Raw genomic sequence first — 20,204 nt, forward strand, 5'->3', positions numbered from 1 at the left:
TGGTGCTTCGGTATAGTGGTAACTGTCTTAAGAGACTTATAGAGTTCAACCTGCTGTGAGAAAGGAGACTACCACTATGGAAATGCTTCAAGTGAAGCGACTGAGCAAAATTTACGGAGGCAGTGTTACGTATCGCGCACTGACCGATATTGATTTTACCATTCAAAAAAGCGAATTTGTTGGCGTGATGGGCCCTTCGGGGAGCGGGAAGACGACCCTTCTGAACATCATCTCCACTATTGATACCCCGACTTCTGGCGAGATTCTGTTGAATGGAACCAATCCTTTGCAGTTGAAGAAGCGGGAGCTGGCATTGTTTCGCCGGAGTCAATTAGGTTTTGTTTTTCAAGACTTTAATCTGTTGGACACGCTGACCATCGGAGAAAATATTGTCCTGCCGCTTACGCTTGACGGCAGAAGCGTCCAAGAGATGGATGCAAAGCTGCAGGAAGTGGCGCGTAAGCTTGATATTGTCGAGATTTTGCCGAAGCGCACCTACGAGGTGTCGGGTGGTCAGCGTCAACGGGCGGCAATCGCTCGGGCGATTATTCATTCTCCGTCGCTGCTTTTAGCGGATGAACCGACTGGTAATCTGGACTCCAAAGCTTCACGTAACGTGATGGAGACAATGGAAGCAATCAACCGTAACGATCAAACCACGATGATGATGGTGACGCATGATCCCTTCGCTGCCAGCTACTGCCACCGTGTGTTGTTTATCAAGGATGGTCAGCTTCACAATGAACTGTATCGCGGGGAGAGCCGACAAGCCTTTTTCCAAAAGATTATCGATACACTTTCACTGATGGGAGGTAGTGTCCATGACCTTTCGTCAATTCGCGTTTAACAATGTCACTCGCAATAAACGAATGTATGCCGCTTTTTTTCTAAGCAGTGTCTTTTGTGTCATGATCTTTTTCATGTACGCGATGTTTATTTTTCATCCCGGAATAGTAAACGGGAAGATTCATTGGTCGGCAGCTATCGGGATGGGGGTTGCCCAGTATGTGATCTACCTGTTTGCGTTTCTTTTTCTTTTCTATTCGGTCAGCGCCTTTCTGAAGAAGCGGGAGAAGGAGTTTGGGATTCTGGTTGTACACGGGATGTCAAGCTGGCAACGTAATATGCTGATCTTCTGGGAGAATATGCTGATTGGCCTATTTGCGATCATTTATGGAATCGGTCTCGGCATGGTGCTCGCCAAGCTATTCTTTATGGCAGCGGGATTCTTGCTTGAAGCAGAATCTCTTCCTTTTTATATGCCATGGAAGGCGATTGGCTTGACAGTGGGTGCTTTTCTTCTGCTGTTTATCGTGATTACGCTATTTACGCTACTTTTCCTGAAAAAAAGCAAGCCACTTGATCTGCTTCAAGGAAGCCAGAAGCCCAAAACCGAGCCAAAAGCATCGAAAGGACTCTCACTTCTGGCCGCTGGACTTTTGTTGTTAGGCTATGGCCTGGCCCTTTTTGCTGAAGGTGCGTTCGTTCCGTTGCTGTTAATACCTGTAACCGCGATTGTTATTGTTGGAACGTACTTTTTGTTCACTCAACTAAGCGTCTATACCATTCATAAGCTGAAAAAGAACCGCCGTTTCTACTGGCGCAAGACCAATCTGGTCATCATGTCTGATCTGGCCTACCGGATGAAGGATAACGCTCGGATGTTCTTTTTCGTCTGTATTATATCGACGGTAGCTTTCTGTGCGATTGGTTCGCTTGTTTCTTATGCGAACTCATTTAAGGAATCGGCAATCAAACTGTTTCCATATACTTTTACGTATTCGGCTCCCAAAGACTTCGATCAGTTGAATGCTCAACGAACCATAATAGAGAACAAGATACATGCTCTTGATCCGAAATTTACTACCAATACCGTGACGCTACGTTATCAAACCAGTTCGGCTACAGGCAAACCGCTAGCCTTGGTGAAGCAAAGCGACTACAACCGTTTGGTAAAGGTGGTCGGATGGAGTGAAATGACAGTGAATCAGGGAGAGGCGATCTTGATCCAGCTAGGCGCCTCCAAAGATGGTCCCAAGGAGATATCTTTTAAGGAAAGCGGCATCAAGCTAGGAATTGTTCAAACCTTGCAAGAAAGCTTGATCCGAACGGATATGGCGGGAGGCCAGCTTGTGATTGTCCCGGATCAGGTGTACGAACAGATCTCGACGAACGGCGAACGTAACTGGTATGGATACGTAGCGAATGACTGGGAAAAATCTATGCCGATGGTCGATGAACTGCGTAAAGAGTTAAGCTGGACGAATGAGACGCCTTATCAATTTTTCGCTCGAGTAGAGAATTATCTGCCTCAGAAACAGTTGGCCAATACGATGTTGTTTGTTGGATTTTTTGTGGGAGTCTTATTTTTCGTGGCGGCTGGTAGCTTTCTTTACTTCCGTTTGTACATGGATCTTGATTCGGATAAACGGCAATACAGCGCGATTACTAGAATTGGCTTGACCGAAAAAGAGCTGAAGCGAATTGTGACTACGCAGGTTGCTCTGCTCTTCTTTATCCCGATCATTATTGCGGTGATCCACAGCAGTGTCGCTTTTGTTTCTTTACAGAATATGTTGAAGCTGATCGGCGTAAGCTCGGTGGTGAAACCAACCGCAGCGGTGTTGGCCTGCTTTTTGGTCGTGCAGGTCGTCTATTTCTGGCTGATTCGCAATCGATATTTGCACCATTTGAAACAAGTGATTCGCTAAGCGGGAATTCATGGTAACCCTATACGCCCTCTCTTTTTTTAAAACTGCAATTGAGGTATAATATACTATTGTGAGTGAACGAAAATAACTAATATTGACAGTTGAAAGAGAGTGGAATAGATGGGACGCAAGTGGAACAATATCAAGGAAAAGAAAGCGTCAAAAGATGCCAGCACGAGCCGTATCTATGCCAAGTTTGGAAAAGAGATTTATGTAGCAGCCAAGCAAGGCGAACCGGATCCAGAATCGAATCGCGCATTGAAAGTCGTTCTTGAACGCGCCAAAACCTACAGCGTGCCAAGAGCAATCATTGACCGGGCGATTGAAAAGGCAAAAGGCGGTTCCGAGGAAACCTATAGCGAGCTTCGCTACGAAGGCTTCGGTCCAAACGGTTCCATGATTATCGTTGATGCCTTGACCAATAACGTAAACCGTACAGCACCTGAAGTTCGTGCAGCTTTTAACAAAAACGGCGGAAACATGGGTGTAAGCGGATCTGTTGCTTATATGTTCGATGAGACAGCCGTTATCGGGGTTGAAGGCAAAAATGCGGAAGAAGTACTCGAACTCCTGATGGAAGCTGACGTAGATGTACGCGACATTCTCGAAGAAGATGATGCGGTAATCGTTTACGCCGAATCCGATCAATTCCATGCCGTACAAGAAGCGTTCAAAAACGTAGGAATCACCGAATTCACCGTTGCAGAAATCACCATGCTGGCGCAAAACGAAATCTCTATTCCAGAAGACGCGCAAGCGCAGTTCGAAAAGCTGATTGATGCGTTGGAAGATTTGGATGATGTTCAACAGGTGTACCATAACGTTGATTTGGGTGAATAAAATAGAATTAGGAGAGCAGACCTTGTGGAAGACGGGGTCTGCTTTTTTTATATACTCTCGGAATGAAGAATTGCTTTACATCAGGTAAAGGAATTCTTCATTCCTTCCATCTGCGCAAGCCCGCAGAAGAAAAGACTTCGTCACTGAAGTCTCATTTTAAGCGAAACCCAGCGCAGTGACCGGAGCGGACAGTAGGAGCATCAGAGCGAGCTTAAACAGAGCGCATAGGGACGAAGTCTTTTCTTCCCTTATAGCAATTCAAAAAAGAATACAGTAGAATAGGGAAGGTATGAAGGAGGGGCGTCATCAGTGGACAAGTTTATAAAATGGTTAGCAATTGCTGCCACCGTCATCATGTTTATGGTAATGATCGCAGGCTCTTTGGTTACGAATACCAATTCCGGGATGGGATGCGGTAATGACTGGCCGTTATGTAATGGTAAATGGGTTCCAGAATATACACTTACGTCAATCATTGAGTATATGCATCGTATCATCACCGGTTTAGCGGGTATGGTCGTCATTGCTTTTTCTGTGCTGGCATGGCGCCATTATCGTGGGAATAAAGAAGTACGCTCACTTGCGATGTTTGGAACAGGCTTTATCATCGTCGAGTCTATTATGGGAGCGTCAGCGGTAATTTGGCCGCAATCCGATTCCGCGTTAGCCTTGCATTTTGGTTTTTCGCTCTTAGCTTTCACAGGTGTTTTGTTACTCAGTATATTTGTTTTACAACGGTCGAGATCCAAAAGGCTTGTGCAAACAGAAGTTTCTCGAGGATTCCGTAATTTTGCCTGGCTGACAGCAGTGTTTGCCTATGGCGTAGTTTATCTCGGGGCTTATGTACGTCACACCAAGTCGTATCTTGCCTGTCCCGATTTTCCACTCTGTCAAGGCAAGCTGATTCCGGATTTAACCGGTCAAGTAGCCAATCACTTCGCCCACCGCGCCGGAGCTTTTGTGCTGACCTTGCTCATTCTGGGAATGATGACGTACGCCATTCGTCATTATAAAGAGACCAGACGAGATATTTATACAGCAAGTATTCTGGCGTTCGTACTGGTTTTGATGCAAGGGTTGAGCGGTGCCATCTTGATTTGGACTCAAATCAATCTGTATTCCACGATTTTGCATTCAGCCGTGGTTACCTGCTTGTTCGGTACCCTGTGCTATATTTGTTGGCAAACCTTGAAGAAGCCAGAGAAGTAAATCGTTTGGATGAATAAACATTCATGAACCAAGAGGCTGTATCCGTTACTTGTGGATGCGGCCTTTTTCGTTATTCTTAAAGTTTATTTGAGCTCGTGTAAAGATTCTGTAAATTCCGTTGTCTTTCCCTTTTCCACAGTCTTAAATAGACAGGAGCGACTGTTTATTTTGGAGGTTCATGTACATTATGAAGACACGCGGAAAAAAGGCAATGATCAGCGCTGTATTGTTTGTGGCGGCTTGCATCGGTCTTGGAGGCAATTGGTTTACGGTAACCGAAGCGGGAGCGATTAGCCAGGATGATCAGCTTCGCGCCAAGTATAAATCGTTAGGCGAAGTTCCAGTACCAGTTGATAACCCGATGACCCAAGACAAAATCCAGCTAGGGCAAGAATTATTTGCAGACCCCAGATTGTCTGGCAACAATAAGATAAGCTGCATGACGTGTCATAATCCTGATCTAGGATTTGCGGATCAGAAGGAAGTAGCGGTTGGAGTAGGGGTAGGCACCCGCAATACGCCAACCATTATCGATACGGCTTATTTGAAGCATCTGTTTATGGACGGCAGAGTCACAGGTCTGGAAGAGCAAGCGCTGGTTCCCATCCAGAATCCTGTTGAGATGAACCAGAATCTCGATGAGCTGGTGAAAGAATTAAAACAAGTACCCGAGTATCGGGGCAAATTCAAGAAGGCTTTTCAACAGGACGTCTCCAAGGAGACCATCGCCAAAGCACTGGCGTCATTTGAGCGAACCATCACCCAACCGCATACGCGATACGATCAGTATATGGCGGGGGATAATCAGGCGTTGTCTGCGCAGGAGAAGCACGGGATGGAGCTGTTCGCAGGCAAGGCCAACTGTATGACCTGCCACTCCGGTGCGATGTTTACAGATGAAGCGCCAGAGAATATCGGGATGAACAATGGGGATTCCGGTCGTTATATGATTACACAGCGTGCGGAGGATTGGGGAAGTTTTCGTACAAGCCCCTTGCGCAACCTCGTGTACACAGCGCCTTATATGCATGATGGCAGCCTGAAAACACTGGAGGAGGTCGTCGAGTTCTACAACAAAGGGGAGCAAAAAGACGACAATACCTCCCCTGACATCAAGCCGCTTCATTTAAACGAGGACGAGAAGAAGGCGTTGGTTGCTTTTCTTAAGACACTTAGTGGACCGCCAGTTAAGCTGGACGCTGCTTCGACTAAACCTTAGTTCATTAGACGAACAGTAAACCCTTATCTATACAGAATCAAATCCGATATTCTTCGACGAGAGTATCGGATTTTGCTTTTATGTTTTACCTTTTATAGAGTTATCCAGTTTTTTAATCACGTAGCAGATCTACGATTTTGTAGGTTCCCGCCAGTTTTTTCAGTACAAGGACTTCGCTAAAATAGCCGGCAACTCCCTGATCGGTCAAGGCCATGTTAAGGTGGATTGTGTAGGAAATACGATCGTCTTTGGTTTCGGCTTTGATGATATCGTAGGTGACGAGATGCGGGTTAGAGAGGCCGGTTAGGGATTGGAGAAAATCAGGCTCCGTAAGTCTGGAATTCATGCTTTCAGCGAAAAAAGCTTTCATTTTCTGGGTATCACGTCTCACTTGAGCGTCAAGGAAAGCGTTGACCTGCTGCAAGCTCTCTGGGTCACTCCCTTCGATGGTCGGCGTTCCTGCGAAAAGTGGAGCAGACTGATCTACCTGTTTCACCAGCCAATGGTTGCCTTGTTCGGAGATCGTGATTTCCTCGCGAGTCATTTGTGTCGTTTGACCGTTATTACCAGCCATCAGAAGTACCTGATAGGTCCAGTCTTGTCCTGTTTGCTGCTCTTTTTCTAAGATAAATTGAAGCAGATGTGGATTGGATAGTCCTTGAAGGGGATAGAGCTTCTCTCTCAAAGCGGGAGTAGTCGTCCGAGTCAGTTCCTCTGTCGAATGATGAATTCTCGCATTCATGAAATCAAGTAGAGTAGCATAAGGCTCCTCCTGTGAAGGGACAAATCGTTCTCCGTTAAAGTTGAAAATCCGCATGTAGTCATTTGGAGTATGAGCTACGGGTGCATAAGCGTCTCCGTTCAGCAGATGAGAGGACGTCCAAGCATAGAGTTGTAAAGTAGGGTCTTGGACGATTTGGTAGCTTCCCACGGTTAATTGTATGTTACCACTTGAAGGAATAACAGCTCGCTCCTTTGTTGTCCACTCCCACGCCTCGTGAAAACCTCCCTTGTCCACATACCACAGATGGGCAATCTCCACGTCCAGTCCTGTTCCTCCTGTTCGTTCCACCGTCTCGTAAATCTTCTTGCCGTTTGGTTCGATAAGCGGTTGAGCGGAAAGTTTTTCTACCTTCCAATTCCTCTCGGCAATCAGTTTGTAGCTTCCGGCCTGTTTATCCAGTACAAAAAAGTTTCCCAAATGAACCGCTCCATCGATGGTGGCGACGATCTCCATGTCTGGGTCCTCATCCAGATTGAGCAATTGATAGTTTAATCCGGGGAAGTAATAGTTCTTTTCTTTGCCTTGCGTTTCAATCCATTTTTGTACATTGGCTTTGGAAATGACAGATGGTGTAGGTGGCTTGGCGTCATGCGGTAGGACTTGAGGGGCTGCTAGGCCTGTTGGTATCCCGATTGTTAGTAGGATCAGGGGGATGTTGAACAACCATTTTTTCATAAGCAGGGTCTCCTTCTATAGGGGAGTCATTGAACCTGTTGTTTTCTCGTATTGAAAGCGTTTCTTTGATATAGACGAAGACCATGTATAAAAGTTACAAATCGAAACCACAGCGTTGCGCTCTGTCTTTTGGTAGAATAGAAAGAAGCAAACAAATGATCGATAGAGGTGGATTTATGCGTATTCTTCATACAGCCGACTGGCATTTTGGCAGATTGCTGGAAGGACGGGACCGACGCGCGGAACAGGAGGCTTTCGTGCGAGAACTTTGCCAGATTGTCGAAGAACGCTCCATTGACCTGGTGTTGATTGCGGGTGACATTTACGATTCGGTGAATCCGCCAGCGTGGGCAGAGGAGCTCTTCTATGAAGCGCTGGAGAGATTATGTGCCGGGGGCAAGCGCGGTGTTGTCGTAATCGCCGGAAACCATGATCACCCGGAGCGGATTCGGGCGGCGGCTCCTTTGGCTAGAAGACACGGGATTGTTCTGTTAGGGTTGCCCAAAGAGACAGCTTTCACAAGTGAGCCGCAAGATACGGATGAGCGGGTACAGATACTGGACGCAGGCGCCTCCTGGCTGGAGATCGCTATTCCGGGAGTCAATCACCATGCTGTGATTCTAGCGCTGCCTTATCCGTCAGAGGCGAGATTAAAAGAGTTGATTAGCGAGACTTTTACGCCAGAGCAGATGCAGCTGGCTTTTTCGGAGCGGATTGCGACTTTGCTGGACGAGCTTTCTGGTAAATTTCGTGAGGATACGGTTAACCTGGTCGCCAGCCATTTATTCGTCATGGGCGGGGCTGAGACGGAATCGGAGCGTCCGATTCAGATTGGGGGTACTCATACGGTATCGACCTCTGCGTTTCCTAAGAATGCTGATTATGTAGCCTTAGGTCATCTTCACCGTCTGCAAAAGCTAGGGGATGCGCCGTTGATTCGTTACAGCGGGTCACCGCTCGCCTACAGCTTTTCGGAAGCGGGTCAGAGCAAAGCCGTTGTGATCGTGGAGATTACACCGGGAGATGCGGGAACGACGATTCAGGAAGAAATCGTTTATCTGACCAGCGGACGCCCCCTCGCCAAATGGAAAGCGACACAGGGAATCGCCCAAGTGGAGCAATGGTTAAGCGAGGAGCGGGATAAGGGAAGCTGGATTGACCTGGAGATTCACGTCTCTGATGTGATTGATCCAGCCGAGTTTCAGCGTCTCCGTAAACTAAGTGATGATTTCGTGAAAATACAGCGTGTACTGGTCGCCAAAGAAACACAAGAGGAATCAGAAGGCCTCGAACCAAAGCTCAATGAGATGAGCCCGGAGCAGTTGTTTCGCAGGTTTTATGAACGCAAGCGTGGCGTACAGCCCGATGAGCAGGTTGTTGCGCTGTTTGCCAGATTGATGACACAGGCAACCGAGCAAGCGGAAGGAGAGGACGTCGAATGAAGCCCATACAACTGATCCTGTCCGGATTGAACAGCTATCGGGAAAAACAGGTCATTGATTTCGAAACCCTCACTCAAGCCGGGCTGTTTGGAATTTTTGGTCCGACGGGAAGCGGTAAATCAACGATTCTCGATGCGATTACGCTCGCGTTATATGGTCAGGTTGTCCGCATGGGAGGCACCTCCCATCCGCAGCAGGTACTAAACCAATTGGAGGATCGGCTGTTTGTATCTTTTACCTTTGAATTGGGTAAGGGAGAGGCATGCAGACGATACACAATCGAACGGGAATTTGGACTCGATAAAAAGGGAAACAAGCGCCAGCCGGAAGTTCGCCTGATTCAGCGTGCCCATTCAGACGATGAAGAAGATTTCGTCATGGAGTCCAAAGCGACCATGGCGACACAGGCAGTGGAGAAGCTGATTGGCTTGACCATCCACGATTTCACGCGCGCCGTCGTTTTGCCGCAGGGGCAGTTCTCCAAGTTTCTTACGCTGAAAGGCAGTGAGCGCAATGAGATGCTGCAGCGGATTTTTCACCTGCATGAATACGGCGAGAAGCTGGGTGACCGGATTCGGGCGTTAGCCGACAGCAACAAGACGGAGCTTCATCAGTTGGAGCTGGAGCTCGCCAAGCTGGGCGAAGCGGGTCCGGAAGCATTGCTAGCGGCGACAAGCGAGCTGGAAGCCGTACAGCAACAGGAGCATGCGTTGCGAAGTCAGTTTGAACAGCTTCAGGAACGCAAGCAGGAGATGGAACAACTTCGCGTCCTGCAAGAAGAACTAAATAAGGTGAATGAGCGATTGCAAGCACTTCAGCAGGAGGAAGCCAGAATCCAGGAGGTACATAAACGGATTCAGGAGATCGAAGCAAGTATCCAGCTGTGGCCGTTGATTGAGAAGATGCGAAAGCTGGAAACGGAGCAAGCGCAAACCAACCAAAACTTGCAACAAATCCGCGTCCAAAGAGAAGAAGCAACTTCTCGGTATGAGGCGCAAGAATTAGCGTATCAGGAGGCACTTCGTCTTTTGCGGAGCGAAGAACCTTTGATCATCGAGCAAAAATCACGACTGGCTCAAGCTCAAGAGTGGGAGAAGGAACTCTCAGTCGGGAAGCAAGCCATCGGAGCACTTCAACAAGAGATACAAGAAAAGCAAACGCTGGAGACACAGTTGGCGGTTCAGTTGGAGACGGATCACAAGCAGCTCGAGAAGTGGGGACAGGAGCTCTCACAGATTGAAGCGCAATTACGTCAACTGATCGTTACCCCTGAGGAGCGCAAACAAGCGCAAGCCATGCTGGAAACGAAGAAAACCTGGCTCCGAGAAACCAAGCATCACAAGGAACAGCTTCAGGATTCAGATCGATTGTCCAAACAATTGAAGATGAGCGCCCAACAACTGCAGCAGTTTCAACAGGCTTGGGTGGAAACGATTGAGAAACGCAAACAACTGGAGCAAGTGTGGGAAGAGCTACAATCCCAGCCCTCCGCAACTGATCAAGAGCTGGAGACCTTGCGTGACAGCTTGACACAGGTTAAAGCGATTGGCAAAGAGTGGCGTGAACTAGATCAGGCAGACAATGCCTTGAAAAAGAAACAAGAAGAGTGGCTGAAGCAATGGAGTGTATGTGAACAGGCCATCCAACAGATTACCCAACAAACCGCCGATCAGGAAAAACTTCGTCAAGAAAAGCTCGCACAGAAGCAAGAGGTAGAGCAGAGAATGCGTGACTGGCATACAGCCAATATGGCGTCGTCTCTTCGCCATTCTCTCGTACAGGGAGAAGCATGTCCAGTATGCGGTTCCTGTGATCATCCGATCAGCCAGAAGGACCATCAACTCGAGCAGTTTGCCCAAGGGGAAGATGAGCTGAAGCAACAGATCGAGCTTGTGGAGCGAGCGCTGTCCGACGTGGAAAAGGAACTGGATGCGAGCAAAGAACAGATGCAATCCTTACGCGTACAAGAGGCTGGGCTTCGCCAGCGGGAAGAGAGCCTGCAGGAAGAGAAGCAAGTGCTTAAAGTGCGTGATACAGGTATTCAGGAGCAATTGCAGCAACTAGGTGAGATCTGGGTGGTACAGGGAATTGATCAGCTTCTTGCCCGTTACCAACAGGTGGATCAGGAATGGAAAGAGAAAACAGCACACAAGGAAGCACATAAACGGCGGACAGAAGAGCTGCAGCAAGCGCTGGTCGCGAATCGTGAACAGGAGCTTACGAACAAAGCGGATTACGATAGACAAGCAGCCGTTCAGGATCAGCTTCAACAGCAAGTAACAGCGGTTGAAGAACGATTGGTTCAAGCAGGAACACTCGCCCAGGAGGCAGGGATTCAGCTTCACCAGGTTCGTGGGGACGTTTTGGTAGAGCAGATTGAGGAGCTTTGTGAATTGCTTGAGAAACGGGAAACGTCACTCGCCCAACACCAGCAATCGCACCAACAGCTGACGGAACAAATCACGAAGACACAGAGTCAATTTCAACAAGCCAAGGTGAAGCAGACCGAGCTGGTCAGTATGCTTACGTTAATGAATAAACAATTGCTGGAGAAACAAACGGTACACGAAGAGAAGAAGCAGCAGTGGAAAGAGCGCACCGGAGGAGTTGCGGCGGCTACACGCTTGCTCGAGCTTGAGCAGAAGCTGGATACCTACCGAACGTCGCTTGAGACCAAGGAGAAAGCCAAGTCCGAAGCGATGGAAATCAAACAGCGGCTTCATGAGGATCTGCTTAAGCTGGAAGAGTCGGCCTTACAGATTGAGCGTCAGTTGAATGAAGCGGTGCTGGCAGTGCAACAGGCCTTGCTTCAGACAGGCATGCCTGACGTTCAACAGGCGGAGCTGATCTATCAGGAACGAGAACAGCTAGCGGAATTCAAGCAGCAAGTGCAAGCGCATCAAACCATGCTGACTCAGCTTCAGTACGATCATCAGCGGCTGATGGAGAAGTTGGAAGGCAGAACCATCGATCCGGCAGAATGGCAAGCGCTTATATCGAGCTGGCAGGAGATGGAGGCCGCGTGGACTACGATCAAAGAACAGGTCGTCCTTGCCACCCAACAAGTAGCGGTGAAACAGGCCAATCATCAACGCTGGCTGGAAGTGCATCAGCGATATGAAGAAATCATGAAGGAACAGAGCCGATTGGATGATTTGCGCAAGCTGTTTGAAGCCAAGGCGTTCGTCCAGTTTATTGCCGAAGAAAAAATGACGTCAATCGCTCGTGACGCCTCCTACCATCTCGCTCGGATGACCAAAAACCGGTATGCGTTGGAAATTGGCGCAGAAGGCGAATTCATTCTGCGAGACGAAGCGGCAGGAGGGCATAGACGCAGTGTCAGCACGCTCTCAGGGGGTGAGACGTTCCTGACTTCACTGGCCCTTGCGCTGGCTTTATCGGTGGAGATTCAGATGCGCGGAAGCCGTCTGGAATTCTTCTTCCTTGATGAGGGTTTTGGGACGCTTGACCCTGATCTGTTGGAAGTGGTGCTGGATGCGTTGGAGCGATTGCGCATGGATGATTTTGCGATCGGATTAATCAGTCACGTACCCGAAATTAAAGAACGCATGCCGCGCAGGCTGGTCATCACTCCAGCAGAACCAATGGGACGCGGCAGTATGATTGAGTTAGAAATCGAGTAATCAAACAGGTAGGAGGGGAGATCATGGCCGTCCAGTTTATCCTTGGGCGAGCTGGTACTGGGAAGACGACGACCATTGTGGGCCAAATTGTTGATCAAATGGAGTCGAACCCGATCGGCCCGCCACTCATTTATATCGTGCCAGAGCAAGCCACGTTTCAAGCGGAATATACCCTAGCAGCATCCTCCGCCTCAAAAGGAACGATTCGGGCTCAGGTGCTCAGCTTTGGGCGTCTAGCTTACAGAATCGTGCAGGAAATGGGCGGAAGCAGCCTGGTGCCTGTTGACGAATTAGGAAAACAGATGGTGCTCAGGATGCTTTTGGAGCGTCACCGAGATGAACTTCAATTGTTCCAAAGAGCGTCAACACAGCCGGGTTTTGCGGAAAAACTGGCGCGCATGATTACCGAGTGCAAAACATTTGGGATTACAGCGGAGCAGCTTCAACAAGAAGAGTGGGGTACTGGCACTCTGTCCGCCAAGCTGCATGATTTGCAGCTCATGATGCGGGCGTATGAAGAGTACATCTTCGGACAGTTTTACGATACGGACGATATGCTGACAAGAGTTGCAAGTCAGATTGAACAATCACGCTATCTTCAAGATGCACAGATTTGGATCGATGGTTTTGTTGGTTTTACCAAACAGGAGTATCAGATCCTTGAGCAATTGATGCGACACACCAAGCAAGTGACGATTGCCCTTACGCTTGACCCTGCCTTGCAGCATCAGAGAGCGAATGAGCTGGATGTTTTTTATCAGACCCATGAGACGTGTATTCGCTTGCGCAAGCTTGCTGGCGAATGCGGAGTGGACATGGAAGAACCAATCGAGCTGGTTCAACCCCAACGTTTTGCGAACAGCCCCGCGATTGGACACATGGAGAAATCATATTTTGCTTGGGGGAATAAAGCAGGGTATCCGTCCGTGTTCCACGCAGAGGAGATTGAGGCCTTCACAGCTTCCAATCGCCGCACGGAGGTAGAGGCAGTCGGCCTGAAAATCTTGAAGCTGGCGAAGGAAAAAGGATACCGCTGGCGTGAAATGGCGGTCATGCTCAGAGATGCGACGCCATATGCCGATGCTCTCGCTCATACGTTCACGGAGTTAGGAATCCCGTACTTTCTTGACCAGAAGCGCAATGTCATGCATCTCCCGCTGATCGAGCTAGTTCGTTCGGCATTGGAAATGGTTAGCGCCAACTGGAGATACGAAGCTGTTTTTCGCTGTCTTAAGACTGATTTATGTTCCCCTCATGCTGAGATCACGGTAGAGGAAATGCGCTCGGAGATCGACCTCTTGGAGAATTACTGCTTGGCGTATGGAATCCACGGCTCCCAATGGTTTGAGGAGAGCTACTGGGAGATTGAGCAAAGGGACAAAATCTATGCCGAAATCGACAGTATTCGCGAGCGGTATGTGAATGCGTTGAAGAACTTTGACTGGCAGATGAAGCAGGCAGCCAAAGTAAATATTCAAGCAATGGTGGCCATGCTGTATCAGCTGTTGGTCGATCTTCATATTCCCGAAAAGCTGGAGCAATGGCAACGTACCGCACAGGAAAATGGTGAGATTGAACAAGCTCGTGAGCATGGACAGGTCTGGAACGGATTAATGGAATTATTTGACCAGATCGTTGAAGTCATGGGGGATGTATCGGTTGATTTGACGACCTTTACCAAAATTCTTGAGAGCGGCTTAGAGAGCTTCCGACTCGGTCTGGTTCCTCCTGCTGTAGATCAGGTGGTCATCGGGCAGATGGAGAGGTCACGTCAGCCTGAAGTCAAGGCGATGTTCTTGCTTGGAGCCAATGACGGTGTGCTCCCGATGCGTCCACAAGAAGACGGATTATTGGATGAAGCGGAGCGGGAGAAGCTGGAACAGGCCGGAATCGAGCTGGCACCATCGGCCAAAAGTCGCCTGTTAGCCGAGCAATTCTTACTCTACCAAGCGCTGACACGACCAACGGAGCATTTCGTGATGAGCTGCGCGCTTTCGGATGAAGAAGGCAAGGCCCTTTTGCCTTCCTCCGCATTTGATAAGCTGAAATCACTGTTTCCGCAGCTGACGATTCAGTTCTTCCACAACGAGCCAAGCGGCATTGGGGAAGAAGATTTGTTGTTAGTGGGGCGTCCGAAGCAGGTGTTTCCACATCTCGTGACACTCTTGAGACAGCTGAAAAAAGGAACACCGCTTTCGCCTTTCTGGTGGGAAGTGTATGACTGGTTCGCTTCTAAGCCCAATAACGCAAGGGAACGCTGGCTGTTGGGCGGGCTTACCTATACCAATACAGCCCGAACGCTAAAAAAAGAGACGAGCCGCTCCCTTTATGGGCAGAAGCTGCGACTGAGTGTGTCGCGTCTGGAGCGTTTTCAAGCTTGTCCTTTTCAACACTTTGCTTCCCATGGGCTGAGACTGAAGGATCGGCCTTACTATCGTCTCGAGCGTTTTGATGTGGGGGATTTGTTCCACGCGTCTTTGAAGCGGGCGGTTGAGATAATTAACGAAGCAGGTCTTGATTGGGGACGCTTGGACGAAGCGGACAGCATGCGGCTTGCCCATGAAGTGGTCGAAGAAGTCGTGCCGCAGACGAGAAACAGCATTCTCAACCGGACAGCCCGTTACCGCTTCGTGACCACCAAGCTGAAACGCTCAGTCGGCCGAGCGATCGCCACGTTGGGTGAGCATGCCAAGCGTAGCAAATTTGTTCCGGTTGGGTTGGAGGTTTCGTTCGGACCTGATGCGGATGCGGAACTGCCAGGGCTGGAGTTTCACTGCCGTGACGGAAGTACAATCCAATTATTAGGCCGCATAGACCGCGTCGATCAATCAACCGATGGCGAGAAACGCTACCTGAGGGTAATCGACTACAAGACGGGAGCCAAAACCCTTGCGTTGATGGATGTTTGGAACGGCTTGAATCTGCAGCTACTCGTTTATCTGGATGTCGTGGTGACCAATGCCGAAGAGTGGCTGGGGACGAAGGCGGAGATTGGCGGCGTGTTCTACTATCAGGTAGCGGATCCGGTCATTGCTGCCAAAACCCCTCTTTCACCGGAAGAAGTAGAGCGTCAACGAATCCAGAAGCTCAAAATGAAAGGGCTCATGCTAGCCGATACAGAGCTTGCTCGCCTGATGGATGGAGAAACCGATAGTGGTTCATCTGATTTGATTCCATTCGGATTGAAAAAAGACGGTGCTTTTACAGCCAACTCATCGGTGGCCACCGCCGAGCAGTTTGACTCCCTACAGAAGTACGTCCGCAAGACGGTCCAACAAATCAGTGAGCAAATGCTGGATGGCACAATCGATATTGCACCGTATTCGCAGGGTACTAATCTTGCCTGTAACCTGTGTGACTATAAGCCGGTATGTCAGTATGATCAATTCTTTGAAGGCAATACAGAGCGCCTTCTCGCGAAAATGAAAAACAATCAAATCTGGGACCTGCTCCAAGGAGCGGATGGAGCAGGGAGTAAGACCCTTGCCAGTCAGGAAGGGGGAGAGGAATCGTCATGACCGCAAATCAAACCAAACCAGAACAATGGACAGACGAACAGTGGGAAGCGATTATTGCGCGCGGACAGAACCTGCTGGTCGCCGCTGCCGCTGGATCAGGTAAAACCTCCGTCCTGGTAGAGCGCATTATTCGTAGAATTCTGGACGATCATGATCCGATTGGTGTGGATCAATTGCTTGTCGTGACGTTCACCAATGCGGCGGCGGCAGAGATGCGCCACCGGATCGGGGACGCTTTGCGCAAGGCGCTGGAGGAGAATCCTGTTTCACATCATGTCCGCAAACAGCTTAGCATGCTGCAGCGCGCGACGATCACCACGATCCACTCGTTCTGTCTGAATTTGCTCAGGCAGTACTACTATATGGTTGATCTCGACCCCAACTTTCGGATAGCGGATCCCTTGGAGATGGAGCTTATTCGGCAAGACGTACTGGAGGAGCAGCTGGAGAAGTGGTACGCAAGCGATGACGAGTTTGTCACACTGGCCGACGTGATGGTAGAGGGGCAGGATGATGCAGGATTAGCCACTCTGTTGTTGAAGCTGTATGAGTTTTCCCGAAGCCATCCAGAACCCTCCCGTTGGCTTCAAGAAGCGGCAGGGATGTTTCAAATCGAGGCGGATACATCCATCGCCGAGCTTCCCTGGACGTCGAGCATCACGGCGTCCATCCAGCTTCAGCTGCAAGCGACTCAAGCCCATTTAGAGAAGGCTTTGCGTTTGGCGGGTTCAACGGAAGGACCACAGGCGTATGTTCCCCTTTTAGAAAAAGAGCACCAAGCCGTGCAAGCCGCACAAGCTGCCTCTGAGAGCGGTTGGGAAGCGATGGAGGCGTCGATCCGCGCGATTACGTTTGGTCGATTGCCGGGGGTAAAAGACGCCGATCCTCTCGTCAAGGAACAGGTGCAAGCCTTGCGCAATGGCGTGAAGGATCGAGTGAAAAAGCTTGTCGAAGAGTATTTCTCCACTGACACCGCTCAATATCGCGCGGATATTCTCCAAATGGCTCCGGTGCTGGGTACATTAGCTCGCTTGGTGATTCAATTTGATGAAGCGTATCAAGCGGAGAAGCGCTCTCGAGCGATTGTCGATTTCGGGGATTTGGAGCATCTTGCTTTGCAAATTCTCGTGGAGCATCAGGCGGACGAGCCTGGGAGTTGCCCGTCTTCCATCGCGTTGCAACTCCGCGAACAGTTTGCCGAGGTTCTAGTCGATGAATATCAGGATATTAACCTCGTTCAAGAGACGATATTACAGATGGTTTCGCGTGATGTTGAAACGAACGGGGTTTCCAATCGATTCATGGTTGGGGACGTCAAACAAAGCATTTATCGCTTCCGTCTGGCTGAACCGAAGCTCTTTTTACAAAAATACTCTACCTATTCTCGTAAGCAGGATTGGGGTTCATTCGCTCATTCAGATTCTCAGTCTGATGGCCATCGAATCGACTTGGCGGCTAACTTCCGAAGTCGTCAGGAAGTGGTAGATGCGGTCAACTATGTGTTTCGCCAGATCATGACCCCACGCGTAGGGGAGCTTACTTACGACCGATCCGCCGAATTGATCGGACGAGCGCGTTACCCTGAAGTAGACAGCGAGCAATTGTCGGTAGAATTGCACTTGATCGACCGGTCAAAAATCACAGATGACTCGCTTGAAGCCGATTCCTTTCCATTAGAGACGATGGAGGAAAGCTCATCGGAGCAAGCGGATCAGCAGGTAAACGAGCAAGAGGAGGCATCAGTGGCCCAGCTTGAGGCGAGACTGATTGCGAAGCGGATTCACCAATGGATGGAACCAGGGGAAGGCGGCAAGCCACTATTGGTATTTGACAAAAAAGAAGGCGGACTGCGTCCATTAGCCTATCGTGACATTGTGATTCTGTTGCGTGCTACAGCTGGTTGGGCACAGCCGATGCTGGAAGAATTCAGAGCCATGGGAATCCCGGTTCACGCGGAACAAAGCGACGGCTATTTCTCGGCAACTGAAGTGGAAGTCATGATGTCGTTGCTTCGTGTGATTGACAACCCGAAGCAGGATATTCCGTTAACGGCGGTTCTGCGCTCTCCAATCGTCGGACTTCGAGAAGAGCGGCTTGCCCAGATTCGCGTAGCCTATCCGTCCATCCCGTTTTACCAAGCGGTGGAGTTGTTCAAGAGTGAGGAATCCGATAAGGAATTTGGCTGGTTATGGATTCTACGCAGGTTCTACGAGATGCTGCATCAATGGAGAACGAGAGCAAGACAAGGCTCTCTAGCCGATTTGATCGCACTGATTTATCGGGAGACTGGGTATCAGGACTACGTGACATCACTGGAGAATGGCGCTCAGCGCAATGCTAATCTGCAAGCCCTGTATGATCGAGCCAGACAGTATGAAGCGACCTCCTATCGTGGTTTGTTCCGTTTCTTGCGTTTCATTGACCGATTAAAGGAACGAGGAAGCGACTTGGGTGAAGCCCGGATTGTTGGCGAGAACGAGAACGTGGTTCGGATCATGACGATTCACAAAAGTAAAGGCTTGGAGTTCCCTGTTGTTTTCGTGGCGGGTTTAGGGAAACAGTTCAATACAATGGATCTCAAGAGCAAGTTCTTACTGCACAAGGATTTGGGCTTTGGAGCTCAAGTCATGGACAGTTCCTTGCGATTGCGGTATCCCAGCCTGAGCTATCTGGGAATCCGCGAGCGAATGCGGACAGAATTGCTTGCCGAAGAAATGCGCGTCTTGTACGTAGCTTTAACCAGGGCAAGAGAGAAGCTTCTGCTTGTCGGTTCGCTCAAGGATCTGACGAAAAGTCTGTCCCAGTGGTGTGATCAGACGGGAGATAAAGAGTCCCTTGCAGACGAAGAGTTAATGAACGCCAAAGGCTACCTCGATTGGCTCGGGCGTTCCGTTGTCCGTCATCCGGACGGAGCGCTGCTCAGGGAGCGATTCAAGGAGCTGGGGCACGAGCTGATGGTGAGGATGGTTCCAGATGATTCCCGCTGGCAGGTTGTGATTCGCCAAGCGCAAGAGTTCTCTGCCCAAAACATCTCACAAGCACCGAATGAAGGAACCTGGAGGCAGTTAACCCAACTTGTTCCAATCGAGGGACGACCAGAAGACATCCACTGGCGTTCCGTTATCGAACAGCGGCTCGCCTGGCAATATCCATTTGAGCGATCTACACAGTTAGCGGCGAAATGGACCGTAACCGAATTGAAACGACTGGAACAAGACAAGAGTTCCCGAGAGAATGAGCTTGCGGAACAAGTCGATCACAAGCCGTCGTACAAGGGTTCACCCTTTCAGAAATTACAAGTAACTAAACTTACGAATAAACCAAAATTTTTAGCAAGAAATGATGAAATGATTGACCGTTCAACCAATAATCGAAAAATAACTCCGTTCACACGGGCGGAAGTCGGAACCTTCACTCACTTAGTTATGCAGCATCTTGACCTGACTGGTGAATTAAGCCAGTCCGATGTAGCAAATCAGATAAGTCGTCTGGTAGAGCGTCAGTTTTTAACGGAAGAACAGGCATCATGCCTTGATATTGGCAAGATTGTCCGATTCTTTGAGACAGAACTTGGTCAAACAATGAAGAATGCGCCGTGGGTATACCGGGAGCTTCCGTTCACTATGGCGGTTTCCGCCAAAGAAGTGATCGAGGATGAGTGGCTGACGGATCAGTCAGAAGGCGATCAGATTATCGTGCAGGGTGTGCTTGATTGTCTTATCGAACACGACGACGGCACCCTTACTCTTGTGGACTACAAAACCGACGCGATCGAGGGTGAGCTTACGGCTGATCTCATCCGTTCACTGGAAGCGAGATACCACAAACAGGTGCAAAGCTATATTCGAGCGATTGAGCGCATCTGGAGACGCAAGGTAAGTTCTAGTTATCTTTACTATTTTGATCGAGATTTGCTTGTACAGGTAAACAGAGGATAAGAAACATTCCAATATGACAAAGAAACCACAGTCCCAGTGATTGTGGTTTCTTTGCGTATAAATAATTAATCAAATAAATTTTATTATTAAAATTTTATAGATATTGAATTTTCTTATTGTTCTACATTATTCGACAATATATAATGACTTAACATAGAGATGCTTAAAAGGAGTAAAGGGTAAAAGCAAATGTTGGAAACCATACAAGACAACTAGATCCAATT

At 49.1% G+C, this 20,204-nt stretch carries 10 protein-coding genes; 9 read left to right on the forward strand and 1 reads right to left on the reverse strand.

What is annotated here, in order from left to right; translation table 11 throughout:
• The first annotated feature begins 76 nt into the window (after positions 1 to 76).
• From ACQCN2_RS12450 to ACQCN2_RS12470, 5 genes are all read left to right on the forward strand, one after another.
• Positions 77 to 847: an ABC transporter ATP-binding protein gene (locus ACQCN2_RS12450; protein ID WP_426929239.1), complete on the forward strand. Its 771-nt coding sequence runs from the start codon at positions 77 to 79 to the stop codon at positions 845 to 847.
• Complete coding sequence (locus ACQCN2_RS12455) at positions 822 to 2,711, forward strand: FtsX-like permease family protein (protein ID WP_426929240.1); 1,890 nt, start codon at positions 822 to 824, stop codon at positions 2,709 to 2,711. Before ACQCN2_RS12450 ends, ACQCN2_RS12455 begins: the two co-directional genes overlap by 26 nt.
• A gap of 120 nt (positions 2,712 to 2,831) precedes the next feature.
• The gene (locus ACQCN2_RS12460; protein WP_426929241.1) at positions 2,832 to 3,551 is read left to right on the forward strand and encodes a YebC/PmpR family DNA-binding transcriptional regulator; all 720 of its coding nucleotides are present in this window, start codon (positions 2,832 to 2,834) and stop codon (positions 3,549 to 3,551) included.
• A gap of 309 nt (positions 3,552 to 3,860) precedes the next feature.
• Positions 3,861 to 4,760: a COX15/CtaA family protein gene (locus ACQCN2_RS12465; RefSeq protein ID WP_426929242.1), complete on the forward strand. Its 900-nt coding sequence runs from the start codon at positions 3,861 to 3,863 to the stop codon at positions 4,758 to 4,760.
• A gap of 187 nt (positions 4,761 to 4,947) precedes the next feature.
• On the forward strand, positions 4,948 to 5,979 hold the full coding sequence (locus ACQCN2_RS12470; protein WP_426929243.1) for a cytochrome-c peroxidase: 1,032 nt from the start codon (positions 4,948 to 4,950) through the stop codon (positions 5,977 to 5,979).
• A 112-nt stretch (positions 5,980 to 6,091) separates the two neighbouring features.
• On the opposite strand, the gene ACQCN2_RS12475 is transcribed toward ACQCN2_RS12470, so the two are convergent.
• Positions 6,092 to 7,438 (reverse strand): nuclear transport factor 2 family protein, encoded by a 1,347-nt coding sequence (locus tag ACQCN2_RS12475; RefSeq protein WP_426929244.1) that lies wholly within the window; start codon positions 7,436 to 7,438, stop codon positions 6,092 to 6,094.
• 176 nt (positions 7,439 to 7,614) lie between these two features.
• Between ACQCN2_RS12475 and ACQCN2_RS12480 the strand changes: the two genes are divergently transcribed.
• Genes ACQCN2_RS12480 through addA form a run of 4 tightly spaced genes read left to right on the forward strand, consistent with a single transcriptional unit; the run spans position 7,615 to position 19,980 of the window.
• Positions 7,615 to 8,880 carry an exonuclease SbcCD subunit D gene (locus ACQCN2_RS12480; protein WP_426929245.1) on the forward strand — a complete coding sequence of 422 codons (1,266 nt, stop codon included), beginning with the start codon at positions 7,615 to 7,617 and terminating at the stop codon, positions 8,878 to 8,880.
• Positions 8,877 to 12,524, forward strand: a complete 3,648-nt coding sequence (locus tag ACQCN2_RS12485; RefSeq protein ID WP_426929246.1) for an AAA family ATPase — start codon at positions 8,877 to 8,879, stop codon at positions 12,522 to 12,524. Before ACQCN2_RS12480 ends, ACQCN2_RS12485 begins: the two co-directional genes overlap by 4 nt.
• 23 nt (positions 12,525 to 12,547) lie before the next feature.
• Positions 12,548 to 16,042, forward strand: a complete 3,495-nt coding sequence (gene addB / locus ACQCN2_RS12490; protein WP_426929247.1) for a helicase-exonuclease AddAB subunit AddB — start codon at positions 12,548 to 12,550, stop codon at positions 16,040 to 16,042.
• Positions 16,039 to 19,980 (forward strand): helicase-exonuclease AddAB subunit AddA, encoded by a 3,942-nt coding sequence (gene addA, locus ACQCN2_RS12495; RefSeq protein WP_426929248.1) that lies wholly within the window; start codon positions 16,039 to 16,041, stop codon positions 19,978 to 19,980. The genes addB and addA overlap by 4 nt, the downstream gene beginning before the upstream one ends.
• The last annotated feature ends 224 nt before the right edge of the window (positions 19,981 to 20,204 follow it).

Source organism: Brevibacillus ginsengisoli (assembly GCF_050113715.1).
In the GTDB taxonomy this organism is placed as follows: domain Bacteria; phylum Bacillota; class Bacilli; order Brevibacillales; family Brevibacillaceae; genus Brevibacillus_H; species Brevibacillus_H ginsengisoli.